At 33.6% G+C, this 16,968-nt stretch carries 16 protein-coding genes and 1 riboswitch; of the genes, 11 read left to right on the forward strand and 5 right to left on the reverse strand.

The annotated features are described in order from the left end of the window. Positions 1 to 42: 42 nt before the first annotated feature. Both J8H85_RS05530 and J8H85_RS05535 read right to left on the reverse strand, forming a co-directional pair. On the reverse strand, positions 43 to 531 hold the full coding sequence (locus J8H85_RS05530; protein WP_209653449.1) for a hypothetical protein: 489 nt from the start codon (positions 529 to 531) through the stop codon (positions 43 to 45). Beyond that, a complete protein-coding gene (locus tag J8H85_RS05535; RefSeq protein ID WP_209653451.1) occupies positions 518 to 1,027 on the reverse strand; it encodes an RNA polymerase sigma factor in 510 nt (169 codons plus the stop codon). Before J8H85_RS05535 ends, J8H85_RS05530 begins: the two co-directional genes overlap by 14 nt. A 254-nt stretch (positions 1,028 to 1,281) precedes the next feature. On the opposite strand from J8H85_RS05535, the gene J8H85_RS05540 reads away from it, so the two are divergent. After that, a complete protein-coding gene (locus J8H85_RS05540; RefSeq protein ID WP_209653453.1) occupies positions 1,282 to 2,766 on the forward strand; it encodes a S41 family peptidase in 1,485 nt (494 codons plus the stop codon). After that, positions 2,763 to 3,476, forward strand: a complete 714-nt coding sequence (locus J8H85_RS05545; RefSeq protein ID WP_209653455.1) for an adenine nucleotide alpha hydrolase — start codon at positions 2,763 to 2,765, stop codon at positions 3,474 to 3,476. The genes J8H85_RS05540 and J8H85_RS05545 overlap by 4 nt, the downstream gene beginning before the upstream one ends. A gap of 164 nt (positions 3,477 to 3,640) precedes the next feature. Here the strand turns inward: J8H85_RS05545 and J8H85_RS05550 are convergent, their stop codons facing one another. The 3 genes from J8H85_RS05550 to J8H85_RS05560 form a co-directional block, all read right to left on the reverse strand. Beyond that, on the reverse strand, positions 3,641 to 4,609 hold the full coding sequence (locus J8H85_RS05550; RefSeq protein ID WP_209653457.1) for a T9SS type A sorting domain-containing protein: 969 nt from the start codon (positions 4,607 to 4,609) through the stop codon (positions 3,641 to 3,643). Positions 4,610 to 4,772: 163 nt separating this feature from the next. After that, positions 4,773 to 5,840, reverse strand: coding sequence for a YncE family protein (locus J8H85_RS05555; RefSeq protein WP_209653459.1), 1,068 nt, complete (start codon positions 5,838 to 5,840; stop codon positions 4,773 to 4,775). 3 nt (positions 5,841 to 5,843) lie between these two features. Further along, positions 5,844 to 7,673 carry a TonB-dependent receptor plug domain-containing protein gene (locus tag J8H85_RS05560; protein WP_209653461.1) on the reverse strand — a complete coding sequence of 610 codons (1,830 nt, stop codon included), beginning with the start codon at positions 7,671 to 7,673 and terminating at the stop codon, positions 5,844 to 5,846. A gap of 30 nt (positions 7,674 to 7,703) precedes the next feature. After that, positions 7,704 to 8,014, reverse strand: a riboswitch (cobalamin riboswitch). Positions 8,015 to 8,083: 69 nt separating this feature from the next. Between J8H85_RS05560 and J8H85_RS05565 the strand changes: the two genes are divergently transcribed. The 9 genes from J8H85_RS05565 (at position 8,084) to J8H85_RS05605 (ending at position 16,924) form a co-directional block, all read left to right on the forward strand. Further along, entirely contained in the window at positions 8,084 to 9,226 is a 1,143-nt protein-coding gene (locus J8H85_RS05565) for an ABC transporter substrate-binding protein (RefSeq protein ID WP_209653463.1), read from the forward strand. A 48-nt stretch (positions 9,227 to 9,274) separates the two neighbouring features. Continuing rightward, the gene (locus tag J8H85_RS05570) at positions 9,275 to 10,306 is read left to right on the forward strand and encodes a FecCD family ABC transporter permease (protein ID WP_209653465.1); all 1,032 of its coding nucleotides are present in this window, start codon (positions 9,275 to 9,277) and stop codon (positions 10,304 to 10,306) included. 125 nt (positions 10,307 to 10,431) lie between these two features. Continuing rightward, on the forward strand, positions 10,432 to 11,226 hold the full coding sequence (locus tag J8H85_RS05575) for an ABC transporter ATP-binding protein (RefSeq protein WP_209653466.1): 795 nt from the start codon (positions 10,432 to 10,434) through the stop codon (positions 11,224 to 11,226). 154 nt (positions 11,227 to 11,380) lie between these two features. Continuing rightward, positions 11,381 to 13,108, forward strand: coding sequence for a tetratricopeptide repeat protein (locus tag J8H85_RS05580; protein ID WP_209653468.1), 1,728 nt, complete (start codon positions 11,381 to 11,383; stop codon positions 13,106 to 13,108). Between the two features lie 88 nt (positions 13,109 to 13,196). Further along, positions 13,197 to 14,519, forward strand: coding sequence for a DNA recombination protein RmuC (rmuC, locus tag J8H85_RS05585; RefSeq protein ID WP_209653470.1), 1,323 nt, complete (start codon positions 13,197 to 13,199; stop codon positions 14,517 to 14,519). 12 nt (positions 14,520 to 14,531) lie between these two features. Then, complete coding sequence (locus J8H85_RS05590) at positions 14,532 to 14,876, forward strand: 6-phosphogluconate dehydrogenase (RefSeq protein ID WP_209653472.1); 345 nt, start codon at positions 14,532 to 14,534, stop codon at positions 14,874 to 14,876. A gap of 160 nt (positions 14,877 to 15,036) precedes the next feature. Continuing rightward, entirely contained in the window at positions 15,037 to 15,672 is a 636-nt protein-coding gene (locus J8H85_RS05595; protein WP_209653474.1) for a transcriptional regulator, read from the forward strand. Beyond that, complete coding sequence (locus tag J8H85_RS05600) at positions 15,669 to 16,373, forward strand: DUF3307 domain-containing protein (RefSeq protein ID WP_209653475.1); 705 nt, start codon at positions 15,669 to 15,671, stop codon at positions 16,371 to 16,373. Before J8H85_RS05595 ends, J8H85_RS05600 begins: the two co-directional genes overlap by 4 nt. Before the next feature lie 5 nt (positions 16,374 to 16,378). Next, positions 16,379 to 16,924, forward strand: coding sequence for an acyl-CoA thioesterase (locus tag J8H85_RS05605; protein WP_209653477.1), 546 nt, complete (start codon positions 16,379 to 16,381; stop codon positions 16,922 to 16,924). The last annotated feature ends 44 nt before the right edge of the window (positions 16,925 to 16,968 follow it).

Consider the following 16,968-nt stretch of genomic DNA (forward strand, 5'->3'; position numbering starts at 1 on the left):
CTTACTTGTTTTTACGTGTTTAATTATAGGGTTCAATCCGGGTTATTGTTTTTTAAAAATGATATTTGTGGCGTTCTGCATTTCATTCAAATATCCAAGGGTTTCGGTGCCTTTGTTTACTTCTTCAAGGTAATTTACCGTTGAAACTCCTTTGTTAAAATGATTTGAAATCATTGCCAACTGTTTTGTGACTTCGTTAAGTGCTTCTTCGGGATTGCTGTATGTTCCGTAAGCATATTCTTCATAAGAAGACACAACAGGGTTTTTAAAATAATAACCTAATGTAAGAACAGCTACTGCCGCTACGGCAATCCATTTATAGTTGAATACTTTTTTAGTTTTTAATGGAAGTGCTTTAGTAAATTGTTCTTGCTTATTTACCGAAAAATAGGCGAACATGGGTTTATACATTTCTAAATGTGGCGCTACAGTTTCTTGCGAAAAATAGTTTTTTAACTGTTGCTCTTCTTTTAGCGATGTTTCTCCGTTCTCGTACTTTTCAAGTAACTTTTCTATACTATTTAATACCATAATTATGTGTATTAGTCAATTTTTCTCTTATTGTTTTTCTGGCTCTAGACAAGGCTACGCGTACTGCGGTGTTGTTCATATCTAACATTTTAGCTATCTCGTCCAAATCGTATTCTTCTATATCCCTTAATTGAATTACTAATTTTTGCTGTTCGGGCAATCCTTCTATAATTTTTGCAACCCAATGAACACTATCGGTTAATTCAACCTGTTTTTGTAAAGATGTGTTGCCATCTTCATAATTGTTATGCACAATTTTTAAATTTTGTGCTTGCTTAGATTTCAATTTATCAAAACAAAAATTCTTCGTCATGGTCATAGAAAATGCTTCCACATTCTTATACTCTTCCATTTTTGTTTTGTTGCTCCACAACTTCAACAATATTTCTTGTGTAGCATCTTCTGCTTCCTCGGTAGAAACAAGCAATCGTTTTGCTAAACGAAACACTTTATCTTTAAAAGGCATCACAATATTTAAAAACTCTGTTTGAGTCATTTTGTTGGTTTGCTTTGGTTGGTTTAAAAACAGGCTTGTTAGGGCTATTTGATATTACGACGAACGTTCATCTAATTTGTTACAAATATTTTTTAATTCTATAATAATGTAAGTAAATTTAGAGTTTTAAAGACTAACGTTATAAAAAAATCTATTATACGGACAAAAGTAACATCCATCACTAAATTTATTCTACTCAACAATATAGTTTATATGGATATTCCATTTGACCGATTAAAATCAATTAAGAACAAATGAAATTAACAAAAGCCCTAATTCTAGTATTTGCCATTTCCTTTTTAGCAACCAGTTGTTTTGAAGATGAAGATGACAATCAAATTTCAGCAAGTTCTATAAACGATTTTGTTTGGAAAGGCATGAATGTTTTTTACCTATATAAAGATAACATTCCAAATCTTGCCAATGATAGGTTCACTTCAAACCAAGAATATAGTGATTATTTGAATAGCTATTCTGACCCTAAAGACTTATTTGAAAGTTTAGTATACCAAAGTGAAACTGTAGATAAATACAGTTGGATTGTTGATGATTATATTGCTTTAGAGCAACTTTTTAGTGGTGTTTCAACCAGTAACGGCATGGAGTATAAACTTTTTCTTCAACCCAATAGCAACACCAATGCCATAGGTATTGTGCGTTTGGTGCTTAACAATAGCGATGCTGCCAATAAGGGTTTAAAGCGTGGTGATGTTTTTAACGCTATAAATGGCACACCTTTAACAGTAAATAACTACAGCAGTTTATTAGCTTCTACCTCATACACCTTAAATTTAGCAACTTACAACACGAATAACACACCTGAAACTTCTGATGATACCGTGGTTTCTAAAAACGAAACCATTGCTCTTACCAAATTAGAATATGCTGAAAACCCCATTTATACCACTAAAATTTTTAGTGTTAAGGGAGAAAATGTTGGCTATTTAATGTACAATGGTTTTACTGCAAACTACGATTCACAACTTAATGCTGTTTTTGGCAATTTTAAATCTAACAATGTAAAGCACCTTATATTGGATTTAAGATATAATCCTGGGGGATCTGTAAATTCCGCCATTTTATTATCTAGCATGATTACGGGGCAATTTAACGGAGAAATTTTTAGTACCGAAGCATGGAATAGCGAATTTCAAGAATATTTTGAAACAAAAGAACCCGAATCGTTAATCAACCGATTTACAAATAGGGTAAATGGCGCTGCTTTAAATAGTTTAAACCTTCAAAAAGTATATATTTTGGCAACTGATGCTTCTGCTTCTGCCAGTGAATTGGTTATAAATGCTCTAGACCCGTATATTAATGTTGTCCATATTGGCGATTATACCACTGGAAAATACCAAGCTTCAACCACTTTATACGACTCTGAAAATTTTACAAAAGAAGGTGCTAACCCAAACCATGCTTATGCCATGCAACCCCTTATTTTTAAATCTTTAAACAAAGTAGGTTATACCGATTATGATAACGGCTTAACACCAGATATAGAACTAAAAGAATCATACATCAATTTAGGTGTTATTGGCAATGAAAACGAGCCACTTTTAGCCGCAGCCTTAGCTAATATTGAAGGTTCTATTAGTAAGTTAGAAGCTATCAAATCAAAATCTTTTCAAACTTTAAAACCTTTTAAGGATAGCAATAGTTTTGAACCCCACCATAATGAAATGTATGTGGACAAAAAGCTTCCTGCGGACTTTATTAGAAAAAGCTTTAAGTGAACAAACTAAAAACCTATTTTAATTGGAGTTCTGGGAAAGATTCCGCTTTAGCGCTCTATCATTTATTAAAAGATGAACGTTATACTGTTGATGAGTTAATCACAACCGTAAATAGTCATTACAACCGCGTCTCCATGCACGGTTTGAGAAAGGAATTACTATTTGCTCAAACAGATGCTATAAACATTAAATCTAGTATTATAGAATTACCGGAAATGCCAAGTATGGAAATCTATGAACAAAAAATGTTAGAAACCGTTTCTAGATTAAAAACGGAAGGTTTTACACATAGTGCTTTTGGCGATATTTTTTTGGAAGATTTAAGAACTTATAGAGAAGAACAACTGGCAAAACAAGGTTTTGAAACCGTTTTCCCAATTTGGAAACGAAACACCAAAGAACTCATTCTTGAATTTTTAGATTTAGGCTTTAAAACAATCGTCGTTTGCGCCAATTCTAAATATTTTGGTGAAGATTTTGTTGGTACTGTTATCGACAAAAACTTTATAGACAATTTACCAGAAGGTGTTGACCCCTGTGGTGAAAATGGCGAATTCCATACCTTTTGTTTTGATGGACCTATTTTCAAAAACTCCATTCCATTTACTATTGGAGAAAAAGTGTATCGTGAATATGATAGTCCAAAAACCGATAATGCTATTTGTGAGAGTGATAAATATGGTGTTTGGTATTGCGATTTAATTCCATAAAAAAGAGGCTGTCTTAAAAGTCTATATATTGTCAAACTGAACTTGTTTCAGTTTCTAATAAATATTGGTTATCAACGAGTTAAGATTCTGAAATGAATTCAGAATGACACTTGTTGATACTTTTCAGACAGCCTCTTCTATCTTTAAATTTTAAAATTCTGAATTTAACGTTTTATTAGTTTTTGAACTCCTGAACCTTGTGTGTTTGTTAACTTCACAAAATAAATTCCTGAAAGTAAGTTTTCAATTGAAATTGGTGTTTGCTTCACATTTAATTCTTGCTTTAAAACCAAACTTCCTGAAACAGAATAGATTTCCAAAGTTCCCGTTTCTGAAACTTGAAATGAAGTTGTGGCTGGATTTGGATACAATGCGATTATCATTTTATTGGAAGCATTCTTTAAACTCAATGTTTTTTGGTTAATAACGCCCACAGCATCTAAATCGAACCCAGATGAAGCAAATGGTGTTGGATAAGGATCGTTTACCATATTACCATAACTATCATAAGTTGCATATGTTGGATTAATGCTTCCCACAACATCAATAATTTTTACATGTGTAATGCTATTTTTATCTAACAAAACATCATCTTCAATATCATCTAAATTAAAAGGCGTACCGTAACTTGCTTTATACTTTCCCGCTAAATTATTAATATAAGTAGGATCTAGATTTCCAAATCCCCCAACTTGTGTAGTGGTTTGCGTTTGGCTATGCGCTGGAAATCTGAAAAAATTTATACCATCAGAACTTACTTCAACAAAAGCCAATTCTAGAAAAGTATTACTGAAACTATTTTCAAAAACAGCAAAATCAAACCCCGAACCATTCGCGATTGGGGTGCTAAACGCAAGCGTTGCTGTTCCTCCGTCTCCTAAACTTACTATTTGTCCATTCGCTTTATTAATAGCGTATTCAGGACTTCCAGCACTTGCTAAGGCAACGGTGGTTGCCGCTATATCTTGTGGCCCTCTAACAACAGTGATGCCTGTTGCCCAACCTGTAAATACTTCGGAATCCCTGAAAATAGCTGTGGTGCCTTCAACTCCTACTGCGGGCGCATACGATTGTCCAAACATTGAACTATTTAACAATGCAAATAGGCCTAAAAAAAAGTAATTTTGTTTCATAATTTATCTTAAAATTTGGATGTGGAAATTTAGTCGCACATGGCAACTTTGTCTATTATATTATGTATTAGAGAATTAACTTAAACTTAAAACCATATGTCTTTCAAAAAATACATTTTCAAAAAACACCATATGGTTTTAAGTAAGTTGAAAGAAAGGAGTCTTAGTTGAAGTAAATTTTTGCAGCTCCTACTTTTAATGATTTAGTAGTAGTCAACGATTTTGATGATAAATCGTAAATAAGGAGGTCGCCAGTACCTGCTGTGAAATCTGTTTTTGTACCGTATAACATATTATCATTAACGGCCAATCCATAAAACGAATCGTTAATAATACTTTCCGTAGGCAAACTTGTTGCAGCATCATTTATAGTATATATTTTACTGCCTGCTTGATAATATAATTTTCCATCGGCATAAGCCATCAAACTCGGGTATATACCATTATTGAAAATTAAAGTTGAAACAATGGAGTTATTAGCCACATTAATTCTAACAAGACTTCCATCGGTATGTCCGGTAGGGTTCCAATTGGCATCATACTGAGTAGCACCCTCACATAAAACCACCAATTCGCCTGCTTGATTAAAAACCATTTCATCTGGAACATCATTAACTGTTATGGTTTGAACAGTTTTGGTTGCTGCATCAATTACCGAAACAATATTATTTGTAGACCATCCGCCTTTATGCGAAACGTACAACTTACCATTTTTAGCTAAAATTTGCTCTGGTCCTTCTCCAACCGAAATGGAGCTTTCTACAGTATTTGTAGCTAAATCGATAACGGCAACAACATCATCTAAAGCACTACCGCCATCACCCCAATCGGTTACATACCCTTTGCCATTAGCAAACGCCATGTATCTTGGGTTTGTTAAACCTGCATCAATAGTAGCAATAGATGTAAATGAATAACGATCTACCACTTCAATTTTTTGAGATACGTTTACAACTATATAAGCCAATTCATCAGTAAAAGCAATACTCTGAGCTGTATCTCCTAATAATCTTGAATTTACATTGTTAAAAATATTATTCTCTACAACAGAATAATCGTTAGACACATAAGATACCGAAGCATTTCCTTGAAAGAAGTTGCCCTCATTTACAATTAACATCCCATTGTCATAAACACCTTTTATTTCATCTACAGGATCATCGTCATTAGTACACGATGTAAAAATAAGACCTATGGCTAAGGCAAGTAAAGTAAATTTGTTCATTTTCATAATTTAAAATTTTATAATTGTTTGTATTTGATAATTTCTATTTGGCATGGGTCGTAATGCCACGTTTTCGTAATAAGTATTGTATAGATTGTTTATTTTAAAATTAATTTCATAATTAATATGGCCGTTTTCATTTAAGCTGTAACCCAAGCCCATATTACCAACATTATAACCTGTAAGTGTACTACCTATAATAGATACTTCACCATTATACATATGCTGATAATACATGTTGAATTTTTTATGACCATATGAAAAAGATGTATTTGCCTTATGAAACGGCACATAAATAAGTTGCTTTTTGGTTTCCATATTTTCTGAAACCGTGTATGAATAATGCGCATTAAATTTAAACTGGTGTGCCTTTACCCTGTAATATGATTCCATTTCTAATTCGGCACCATAACTTTGAGACTCTGTTACATTTTTAGGGCTCCAAACACCACTATTATTAGGTGTCCATTGAATTAAATCTTCGGTATGTATATAATAACCGTTTAGTTTAAAATTGAAATATTCAAAATGAAGTTGCTGACCAAAATCTAATTGATACGACGACTCTGGAACCAAATCTAAATTCCCACCTGGATTCCAATACAAATCGTTAAAGGTTGGTACACGATAATTTTTTGAACCGTTCATTAGAATTTTATATGTATCCGTAACTTGATATGCTGCATCTAAAGAATACACAAACGGACTTTCGAACCCTGAAGTAAAGTCTTTTCTCAGGTTTAAACCATAACTCAACTTTTCTGTTACCTTGTGGTTTAATAAAATTGTTGTTGAAAAAGCGTCTCGTTTGGGGTTGCCAAAACTGCTTCCTGCTCCTTCATAACTGTTATAATCTAAAATGGTTTTAAATTGTAGTTTTTCTGATAAGCGTACATTCAAACTATGGTTTATGAAATACGTATTCACTTTTCCGAAGGTATAGTTATCGGTGTTTTTATTTTCAAAATATTTAAATACCTCCTGAAGATGCCCTGCTTTTAAGCTTGAATTGAACATTCCTGAAATACGAACCCATTCTAGCATATTTCGGTAATTTTCATCTTCATACTTACTTCTTGCGGGAGCCACCAAGGTTCCAGAAAATTCTCTTTCACCTATATAACTCTGACTATATAATTTCAAAACATCATTCTTTGAAATAAAATATCCAAGGTTCACATTCAAATTTAAGTTTTCGAACGCCCCATTTTCATTCACTTTATTAGTTCCTAAAAACTTATAATCATTATCAGAATCTACGTAAAACAATCCGAAATTAACAGAAAACAAATTGGTTCCGAAAGATGACTTAAAGCCAGTTTGCTTGGTATTAAAACTTCCATAAGATGCCTCAACAGTATTTTCAAAATGCGTATTAAAAGCCAATTTGTTATTTAAATGAATACTTCCTCCAATGGCGCCACTACCATATTGCACACTCCCACCACCACTTCTAATGGAAATAGAATTGAAATTACTGGAGCTTAACGTATTGAAATCTGCTTGACCATTAAGTTGCGAATTGATATTAATACCATTCCAAATAACAGCAGTTTGTGAAGCATTGGTGCCTCGAAACGATGGTGAAGACACCATACCATAACCGTTTTCCTTAAAATACAAATTACTATTAAAAGCCAACAAACTGGTTAATGACCTTGAATTGTTCTTTAAAATTGAATCATTTAAAACAGACTGATTAACTCCTGAAGCATAATGAATTAGCTTACTGTCACTTAAAACAATTTCATCCAAAACCTGAATGGAATCTGTGATAGATTGCGCCCTGCCATGTAAACAAGTACTTGCAAAAAAGAAAATAAGTATTATTTTTTTCATAATCTTGAAGACTCTTTTCCCGAAAGCCGTATTAGATGATGAAAAATGGCAGGTCTCCTGACTTATTTAATGTTATGCTACCTTCCCAGTATTAACCAGTGGTTTTGAAGTAATAACATCCTTTTTATAGGTACTGAAACAAGTTCAGTATAAACTTACAGTTGCGGGAACAGTTCTGGAATTAATGAATTACGATTTAAGAATTACGAATTTTATAAACACAAAAAACATAAATCTAAAATCTGCAATCGTAAATCATTGCACCAGATTCCCTTTTAATCGACTCAAATCCCTAAACTTTTTAGAAGGTTGATTGTCGAACCAAATTTCTCTGCAAAAGTAAACATTTTGTTTAAAGATTTATCCAAAAGATTAAATAATCTTACTTTTGAAAAAACAAATAACAATCATTGAAAAAAGCAGTTTTATTATTCGTGTTTCTATGCTTCCTAGCATGTAAAAACAATCAGAAAAAACCTCTTGAAACGGTACAAGACCTTACTAAGTCTGAATATCAATATGCTAAAGGGTTTTCAGTTACTTATACTGAAAATTTTAAAATCCTAACCATTTCCAATCCTTGGCCCAAAGCTGAAAAGGTTTACAAATATGCTTTGGTTCAAAAAAACATGCTTTCAAAAATAACTTTAAACAAAGATGAATTTGATGGCATTATCACCGTTCCTATTGAAAAAATTGTGGTTACTTCAACCACGCACATTCCTGCTTTAGAATTGTTGAACGTAGAACAAACACTGGTTGGGTTTCCTGGGTCGGATTATATTTCTTCTGAAAAAACAAGACACAGAATTGATAGCGGATTGATACGAGAATTAGGCAAAAACGAAGGCATCAACACCGAAGTTTTGTTGGAATTGAAACCCGATGTGGTGATAGGTTTTGGCATTGATGGTAACAACCGAACCTTCGAAACCATAAAGAAATCTGGGATTCCTGTTATTTTTAATGGCGATTGGGTTGAAGCATCACCTCTGGCAAAAGCAGAATGGATTAAGTTTTTCGGTGTGTTGTTCAATAAAGAAAAAGAAGCCGATTCTATATTCAACACTATTGAAAAAGATTATCTGGAAGCCAAAATATTAGCCAAAAACGCTAAAACAAAACCGAGCATATTAAGCGGCGCCATGCATAACGATGTTTGGTTTTTACCAAACGGCAACAGTACGGAAGCACAACTTTTAAAAGATGCCAACACCAATTATTTGTGGAGCGACTCCGAAGGCACTGGTAGTTTATCCCTTAATTTTGAAACTGTTTTTTCAAAAGCCAAAGACGCCGATATTTGGTTGAGCCCTTCAAACTACATCCATAGGGAAGCGCTTAAAAACGCCAATTCACATCATGCCATGTTTAAAGCGTTTCAAAATAAAAACATATATTCCACTATAAATACCAAAGGGAAATCTGGCGGTATTCTGTATTTTGAATTGGGCACTACCCGACCCGATTTGGTTTTAAAAGACTTAATTAAAATTTGCCATCCAGAACTCTTAAAAAATCATGACCTTTACTTTTTTAAACCTTTAGATTAGAATCTGAAAATTCAAAAGAAAAAAATCTAAATTCCAAAATATTATTAATTGCTGAATTCAAAAACATATAGCTTTTCATTTTTAGTATTACTCCTAATACTACTTATCTGTTTTTTTACAAACATCAGCTTGGGTTCTGTTTATATTCCGTTTAAAGATGTATTTAACAGCCTTATTGGAAGCTCCACCGAGCAAGAAACTTGGCTACAAATCATCCAAAATTACCGGTTACCAAAAGCATTAACAGCAATTTTAGTAGGTTCCGGCTTGGGTATTTCAGGGTTGTTGATGCAAACATTGTTTCGTAACCCATTGGCTGGACCTTTTGTGTTGGGCATTAGTTCGGGCGCTAGTTTGGGTGTTGCTTTGGTTATTCTTGGTTCGTCGGTTTTTGGCGGGGTATTTATGGCTTTTTTAATTTCAAAATGGAGCATTGTAATTGCTGCTAGTTTGGGTAGTTTTTTAGTACTATTAGCGGTTTTAATGGTTTCAATAAAAGTACGCGACACCATGGCCATACTTATTATTGGACTCATGTTTGCCAGTATAACAGCGGCTATTGTAAGTGTACTTTCTTATTTTGGATCGGCACAACAACTGCAGCAATATATTTTTTGGGGCTTTGGAAGTTTAGGAAACCTTTCGTGGGACGAGTTATTCGTATTTTTTATTATTTATTGCCTTGGAATCACAATTAGTTTAGCCTCAGTTAAATCGTTAAACACCTTACTTTTAGGTGAAAATTATGCCAAAAGTTTGGGATTGAATATTAAAAGAAGCCGATTGGCCATCATTCTTTCAACCAGTTTATTAGCAGGAACCATTACCGCTTTTACAGGCCCTATTGCATTTATAGGCTTAGCCATTCCGCATTTAACACGTCAAATTTTCAATACATCAAATCATAAAATTTTATTACCAGCCGTTTTTTTATTGGGCGCCATCGTCATGCTTATTTGCGATAGCATTGCACAAGTTCCCAATAGCGACTATACATTGCCTATAAACGCCATAACATCGTTAGTGGGTGCTCCAGTGGTTATCTGGCTATTGGTTAGAAAACGGAAAATGGTTTTTTAGATTGGTAGGCAAGTTAGATTATTAGATTGTTTGACTGTTAGACGAATTAGACCCTATGAAACTTTGAAACCCTGAAACTCTGAAACTTTGAAACTTTGAAACTTTGAAACTTTGAAACTTAATCAATGACAAACAAAAACCAACATATCATTTTAAAAACCGAAGATTTATCCATTGGATATCAATCAAAAAAGGTACGAACTCTTGTGGCTTCAAATATCAATATTGAGTTACATAAAGGTGAATTGGTTGGTTTGGTTGGAGGAAATGGTATTGGAAAATCGACACTTTTACGAACCATTACGAATGTACAGGATGCTTTAAGTGGAGCCATTTTTATAAACGGAAAACCCATAAAAAAATATCCCGCTCTTGATTTAGCCAAAGTATTAAGCTTGGTTTTAACCGAACAAATGATGTCTAAAAATTTATCGGTTTTCGAATTGGTGGCTTTGGGCAGGCAACCTTACACCAATTGGGTTGGGAATTTATCTGAAAATGACATGGCTATCATCAACAATGCCTTATCCCAAACCAATATTGTAGATTTAAAACAGAAACGGTGTTTTGAATTAAGCGATGGTCAATTACAAAAAGTAATGATTGCTCGGGCGTTGGCACAAGACACCGACTTAATCATCCTAGATGAACCCACAACCCATCTGGACATGTACCACAAGGCCTATATTCTGAAACTGCTTCAAAAATTAACTAAAGAAACGGGAAAAACCATTCTGTTTTCCTCACACGAAATAGATTTAGCCATTCAACTTTGCGATAAACTAATTGTAATGTCTTCTAACCAAGTGGTATCCGACACACCTTGCCATTTAATTTCAAAAGGTGTTTTTGAAACTTTATTTCCTAAAGATTTAATCGCTTTTGATGAAAAAACAGGAAGTTTTAGGGTTAAGAAGTAATATTATTTTCTTCGTCCCTTAAAATTCACTATATTTATAAACAGCTCTCTTCCCTAAGAACCAAGCTAGTAGCGTGATTTCTACACCCACTTATTACAATTGGTTGCGATTAAAGATATTGCTTCTTTACTAATATTATTTTATTTCAGAAATTATGAAAACTAAATTAATCCTTTTGTTTACCTCTATGATTCTGGCTTCTGCCTTTTTGTATAAAACAAGAAGCAATGAAGATTCTTTTGATTATTCTAAAAAAATAGGGGTTAACGCCATGAGTTGCACAACAGCCAAATTTTTGCTTAAAAATGTTGACACTACAAAGCAAATTGCACCTCTATTTGAAAACTTAGGAAACCACACATACGTTGTAAGTACTAAAAACAAATTAGCACAACAATTTTTCAACCAAGGTTTAAGGCTAACTTATGCTTTCAATCATGCCGAAGCGCACCGATCGTTTATGGAAGCATCCCGATTAGACCTTAAATGCGCCATGGCTTATTGGGGGCAAGCTTATGTTTTAGGACCAAACATTAATGACCCTTTACCCGATGATGAGCGCAAAAACAAATACAATGAGGCTATTGATAAAGCCATGAAACTCATGAATAATGCAAACCCAAAAGAGCAAGCGCTCATTGAGGCGTTAACCCATAGATATTCCAAAGATTTAACCAAAGATGTTTCAATTTTGAATAAAGCTTATATGGAAGCTATGGCAAAAGTAGCAACTAAATACCACAACGATTCGGATATTCAAACATTGTACGCTGCATCGGTTATGAACACGGTACCTTGGAATTATTGGGATAAAGAAGGGAATCCATCACCAAATATCAGAGAAGCAAAAGCAGCACTTGAAAAAGCCATGCAACTAAACCCCAATAACCCTGGCGCAAACCATTATTACATCCATATGGTTGAGCTTCCTTATCCAGATTTAGGAGTGCCTAGTGCCGAAAAATTGGGTAGTTTAATGCCTGCTGCTGGTCACATCGTTCATATGCCCTCCCATATTTACATTAGAGTTGGCAGATATAAAGATGCCGTAAAAGCAAACCAAGAAGCTATTTTAGCTGATGAAGATTATATTTCACAATGCTTTTCCCAAGGCATGTACCCACTAGGTTACTACCCCCATAACATACATTTTCTTTGGTCGGCATCAAGCCTTTTAGGCAACAGTAAACTAGCTATTGATGCAGCAAAAAAAACAGCAGAAAAAGTTCCGGTAGGTGAAATGAAAGACCTTCATTTTTTACAAAATTTTGCCTCTACACCACTTCTGGCTTACACTCGATTTGGAAAATGGAACGATATACTCACCTACCCTAAACCAAATGACAACATCAAACATTTAAAACTTATTTGGCATTATACAAGAGGCATCGCATTCATCAGAAAAAACAATATCAAGGAAGCCAAAGAAGAATTAGAAGCTATTAATGAGATGATTAAAGATCCTGAAATGGAAACCATCATAGCCACAGGATTTGATTCTGGAACTACCATTGCAAAATTAGCCTTTGAAGTTGTTTCGGGCGAATTAGCTGGATTAGAAGGAAATTATAATTTGGCAATTGAACATTTACAAAAGGCAGTTGTTTTAGAAGATGGTCTAATTTATAACGAACCTGCTGCATGGCACATCCCAACCAGACAAAACTTGGGAGCAATACTTATGAAAGCTAAAAAATATGAAGAAGCTGAAAAAACATATAATGAAGATTTACGTGTGCTTAGACAAAATGGTTGGTCTTTAACAGGTTTATACCAAAGTTTGAAAGCGCAAGGCAAAATGGAAGAAGCTGAAAAAATAAAACAAGAATTTGACCTAGCCTGGAACGATGCCGACATTAAAATTGATGCATCCATATTATAAAAATAATTACAAAAAGCCGTATTTCTGTCAATAGCAAACTTCGTTCTTCCGACTAAAAAAATTATCTTTGGTCAAACATATTTTTTCAATGAACGATAACCTTATCCTTATTCTTGCTATTCTAATTTCTGGAGGTATTGGTGCTTATATTGGTATGATCATTACCAAACTAAAAAGCAAAAGTGAACAAAGCACTTTAGAAGAACGCCAAAACCAACTTAATATCACTATTAATGAGCTGAAACAAACTGTTGATAAAATTGAAGGCGAACGTGAAGATATTCGTCGTGAAAAAGAGTTTTTAAATGCTGAATTAACAAGAAAACAGGCCGATTTTGAGAACCTAAAACTTAAAAACGAAGAACAAAGAGCAGAAGTACAGCAACTACAAGAAAAATTCACCAAAGAATTTGAAAACCTTGCCAATAAAATTCTAGAAGAAAACTCAAAAAAGTTTACTGTACAGAATAAAGATAATATTGATGCCATTTTAAAACCCTTACAAGATAAAATTCAGAATTTCGAAAAACGGGTTGAGGAAACCAATAAAGAAGACATTAACAGAACAGCCGATTTGAGAAGGCAAATTATTGGTCTAAAAGAACTTAACGAACAAATGACCAAAGAAACCACCAATTTAACCAAAGCATTAAAAGGTGACACGAAAATGCAAGGGAATTGGGGCGAGTTGGTATTGGAACGCGTGTTGGAACGCAGTGGTTTACGTAAAGATTTTGAATATTTTGTACAACAAAGTTTTACGAATGATGATGGCAGAAGGGTTATGCCAGACGTCATTGTACATTTACCAGGCAGCAAAAAACTTGTTATAGACTCTAAAGTTTCATTAGTTGCTTATGAACGCCACATTAATGAAATAGACGAAACCCAACGATTAACCCACCTAAAAAACCATGTTTTATCTGTGAAAAAACGGGTTAGCGAACTTGGAGAAAAAAATTACCATCAACTCTACCAGATGGAAAGTCCAGATTTTGTGCTCTTGTTTATACCTATAGAATCGGCTTTCGCCATAGCTTCCATGGAGCACCCTAGTTTATATTCAGATGCTTTTGAAAGAAATATCATTATTGTAACACCCACCACCTTATTAGCTGTTTTAAAAACAATTGATACCATGTGGCAAAATGAAAAGCAAAAAGCAAATGCCATTGAAATAGCTACCCAAGCTGGTAAACTTTACGATTCTTTTGTTAATCTTACAGACGAGCTTATAAAAGTAGGAAACCAAATTGGTACCGTTCAAAAATCCTATGAAAGCGCCATGGTTAAATTAACTGGTAAAGGAAATTTAATTAAACGGGTTGAAAATTTAAAAACTCTTGGAGCCAAAGCGAGTAAAGAACAAAACCAAAAACTTCTAAAACGTGCTGAAGACGATTTAGACTAATAGCATTAAGTTATGAAAATTCTAATAAAAATAGGTATTGGTCTCGTTTTAGCAATTATTGCATATTTCTGCTTTCTCTACTTTGTTAGCTATAGCAATGGGGTTAGAGCTGGAGAATTGATAAAATTCAGTCATAAAGGCGTGATGTTTAAAACTTGGGAAGGTGAAATAAGTCAGGGTGTTTCTGAATCGCAATCGTTTATTTTTTCGGTTGAAGATAAAGAAAAACAAGTTATTGAAGACTTAAATAATTTTCAGGGTAAAATGGTAAAGTTGTATTATTTTGAACGCTACAAAACTTTATTTTGGTTAGGGGACACTAAATACTTCATCACTAAAGTTGAAGTACAGCAATAATAAAATGACGCTATTTTATCATCTAAAAACGTGATATATTTGTTTATCACCTAAAAACGTGATATATTTAAATATTCCACAAAAAGAGCATATATTTAAATATTCCTTAAAAAAGGCATATTTTTGAATATTCCCTAAAAATGGAATATAAAATTTGAATATGGTAAGTATAATAACAGGCGACATCGTTAGGTCCAAAAAATTTAAAAACCCAGAAATATGGTTAACGCCCTTAAAAGACGCATTAACAAAAACGGGAATTGATAAAAAATATTGGGAAGTTTTCCGTGGTGATAGTTTTCAAATTGAAATTGAGGACAATCAAAGGGCATTCCATATTGCAACATATATTAAAGCGTGTGTAAAAACCGTAAAAGGGTTGGATGTAAGAATGGCAATTGGCGTGGGCAATAAAGCCTTTGAAGGCAAAATAATTACAGAATCTAACGGTGAAGCGTTTCAATTTTCTGGAGACACCTTAGAGGAACTTAAAAAAGAGAAAACAAACTTAAAAATAAAGTCCCGATATTTATTTTTAAACGAAGAATTAAACCTGTATTTTAAACTTGCCTTAATAACGATGGATAATTGGTCTGTCAATTCCGCAGAAACAGTTAAAATAGCTCTTGAAAACCATAGTGTTTTACAAACAGAAATGGCACAAGTTTTAGGTGTAAGTCAAGATGCGGTGAGCAAACGTTTAAAACGCGCCCATTTTAGTGAAATCATGGAGTTGGACGGCATGTTTCGAAAAAAAATAAATCTGTTAGAAGAAAAACAATTGGAAGAGAAATGATGGTACTGATAAAACTTTTACTGGCTCATATTATTGGCGATTTTTTTCTTCAACCTGAAAAATGGGTGAAAGAAAAAGAAAAGAAAAAGCTAAAATCCAACAAGCTCTATTTTCATGTTTTAATCCACATCATCTTAACTAGCGTCTTTCTTTGGGATGCTTCCTTATGGCCCATCATTTTAACCATCGGCATAACGCATTTCATTATTGATGCTACAAAACTTTCAATTCAAAAGAAAAAAACAAGGCGTCTTTTATTTTTTATAGACCAAATACTGCATATTGCTGTTATTTTTTGCTGCTATTATATTTTTATCGAGAACACATTCAGCTTGAACAATATTGTAACAGAATTCAATCTTTTGCTATTAGCTTGTTTGCTATTTTTAACAATACCTACTTCAATAATTATGAAAACCATTTTTTTAAAGTGGAATATTTCAGAACTCACTAAAAATAACGAGTCACTTGAGGATGCAGGGAAATATATTGGTATTTTAGAGCGTGTTTTAGTGTTTATTTTTATAATAGTAGGACACTGGGAAGCTGTTGGATTTTTAATTACGGCTAAATCGGTTTTTAGATTTGGCGATTTAAAAGAATCTAAGCACCGCCAACTTACAGAATACATTTTAATAGGAACTTTAATAAGTTTTGGTATCGCTATTTTTACCGGACTTATTTTCAATTCGCTAATTTAATATTTATGTTTAGAACAACTGAAGAATCGCAAATAACCATTACACAATTAATGCTGCCATCGCATTCCAATTTTAGTGGCAAAATACATGGTGGCTACATTTTAGGGCTTATGGACCAAATAGCATTTGCTTGCGCCTCCAAACACTCTAGAAACTATTGCGTAACCGCATCGGTAAACAAAGTAGATTTTTTAAATCCTATTGAAGTAGGTGAATTGGTTACCCTTAAAGCATCAGTAAATTATACCGGTAGAACATCCATGGTTATAGGCGTAAGAATTGAATCTGAAAACATTCAAACAGGTGAAAAAAAACATTGTAACTCCTCATATTTCACCATGGTAGCTAAAGATGAAAACGGGAAAAATGTTCCAGTTCCCGGTATTATTTTAGATTCAAAAGATAAAGTAAGGCGCTATGCCAGAAGTATTGCTAGACAGGAACAAGCAAAAAATAGAACGACTGCTTTTAGAACTTCGGAGTTTAAAATGGAATTGTATCTAGATTCTTTAAAAGATCAAAATGCTAAAATTGAAGTGACAGAGAGTTAATTTTATTAAAAACAAGACATAAAAAAGCCGCTTAAAGCGGCTTT

The sequence above is a fragment of the Mariniflexile gromovii genome, assembly GCF_017814435.1.
GTDB lineage: Bacteria > Bacteroidota > Bacteroidia > Flavobacteriales > Flavobacteriaceae > Mariniflexile > Mariniflexile gromovii.

Bases quoted from the DNA above. Each gene is read 5' to 3' on its own strand.
- J8H85_RS05535 (WP_209653451.1), bottom strand. From the start codon at position 1,027: ATGACTCAAACAGAGTTTTTAAATATTGTGATGCCTTTTAAAGATAAA.
- rmuC (WP_209653470.1), top strand. From the start codon at position 13,197: ATGAACGATAACCTTATCCTTATTCTTGCTATTCTAATTTCTGGAGGT.
- J8H85_RS05540 (WP_209653453.1), top strand. From the start codon at position 1,282: ATGAAATTAACAAAAGCCCTAATTCTAGTATTTGCCATTTCCTTTTTA.
- J8H85_RS05530 (WP_209653449.1), bottom strand. From the start codon at position 531: ATGGTATTAAATAGTATAGAAAAGTTACTTGAAAAGTACGAGAACGGA.
- J8H85_RS05595 (WP_209653474.1), top strand. From the start codon at position 15,037: ATGGTAAGTATAATAACAGGCGACATCGTTAGGTCCAAAAAATTTAAA.
- J8H85_RS05550 (WP_209653457.1), bottom strand. From the start codon at position 4,609: ATGAAACAAAATTACTTTTTTTTAGGCCTATTTGCATTGTTAAATAGT.
- J8H85_RS05580 (WP_209653468.1), top strand. From the start codon at position 11,381: ATGAAAACTAAATTAATCCTTTTGTTTACCTCTATGATTCTGGCTTCT.
- J8H85_RS05605 (WP_209653477.1), top strand. From the start codon at position 16,379: ATGTTTAGAACAACTGAAGAATCGCAAATAACCATTACACAATTAATG.
- J8H85_RS05575 (WP_209653466.1), top strand. From the start codon at position 10,432: ATGACAAACAAAAACCAACATATCATTTTAAAAACCGAAGATTTATCC.
- J8H85_RS05555 (WP_209653459.1), bottom strand. From the start codon at position 5,840: ATGAAAATGAACAAATTTACTTTACTTGCCTTAGCCATAGGTCTTATT.
- J8H85_RS05590 (WP_209653472.1), top strand. From the start codon at position 14,532: ATGAAAATTCTAATAAAAATAGGTATTGGTCTCGTTTTAGCAATTATT.
- J8H85_RS05560 (WP_209653461.1), bottom strand. From the start codon at position 7,673: ATGAAAAAAATAATACTTATTTTCTTTTTTGCAAGTACTTGTTTACAT.
- J8H85_RS05600 (WP_209653475.1), top strand. From the start codon at position 15,669: ATGATGGTACTGATAAAACTTTTACTGGCTCATATTATTGGCGATTTT.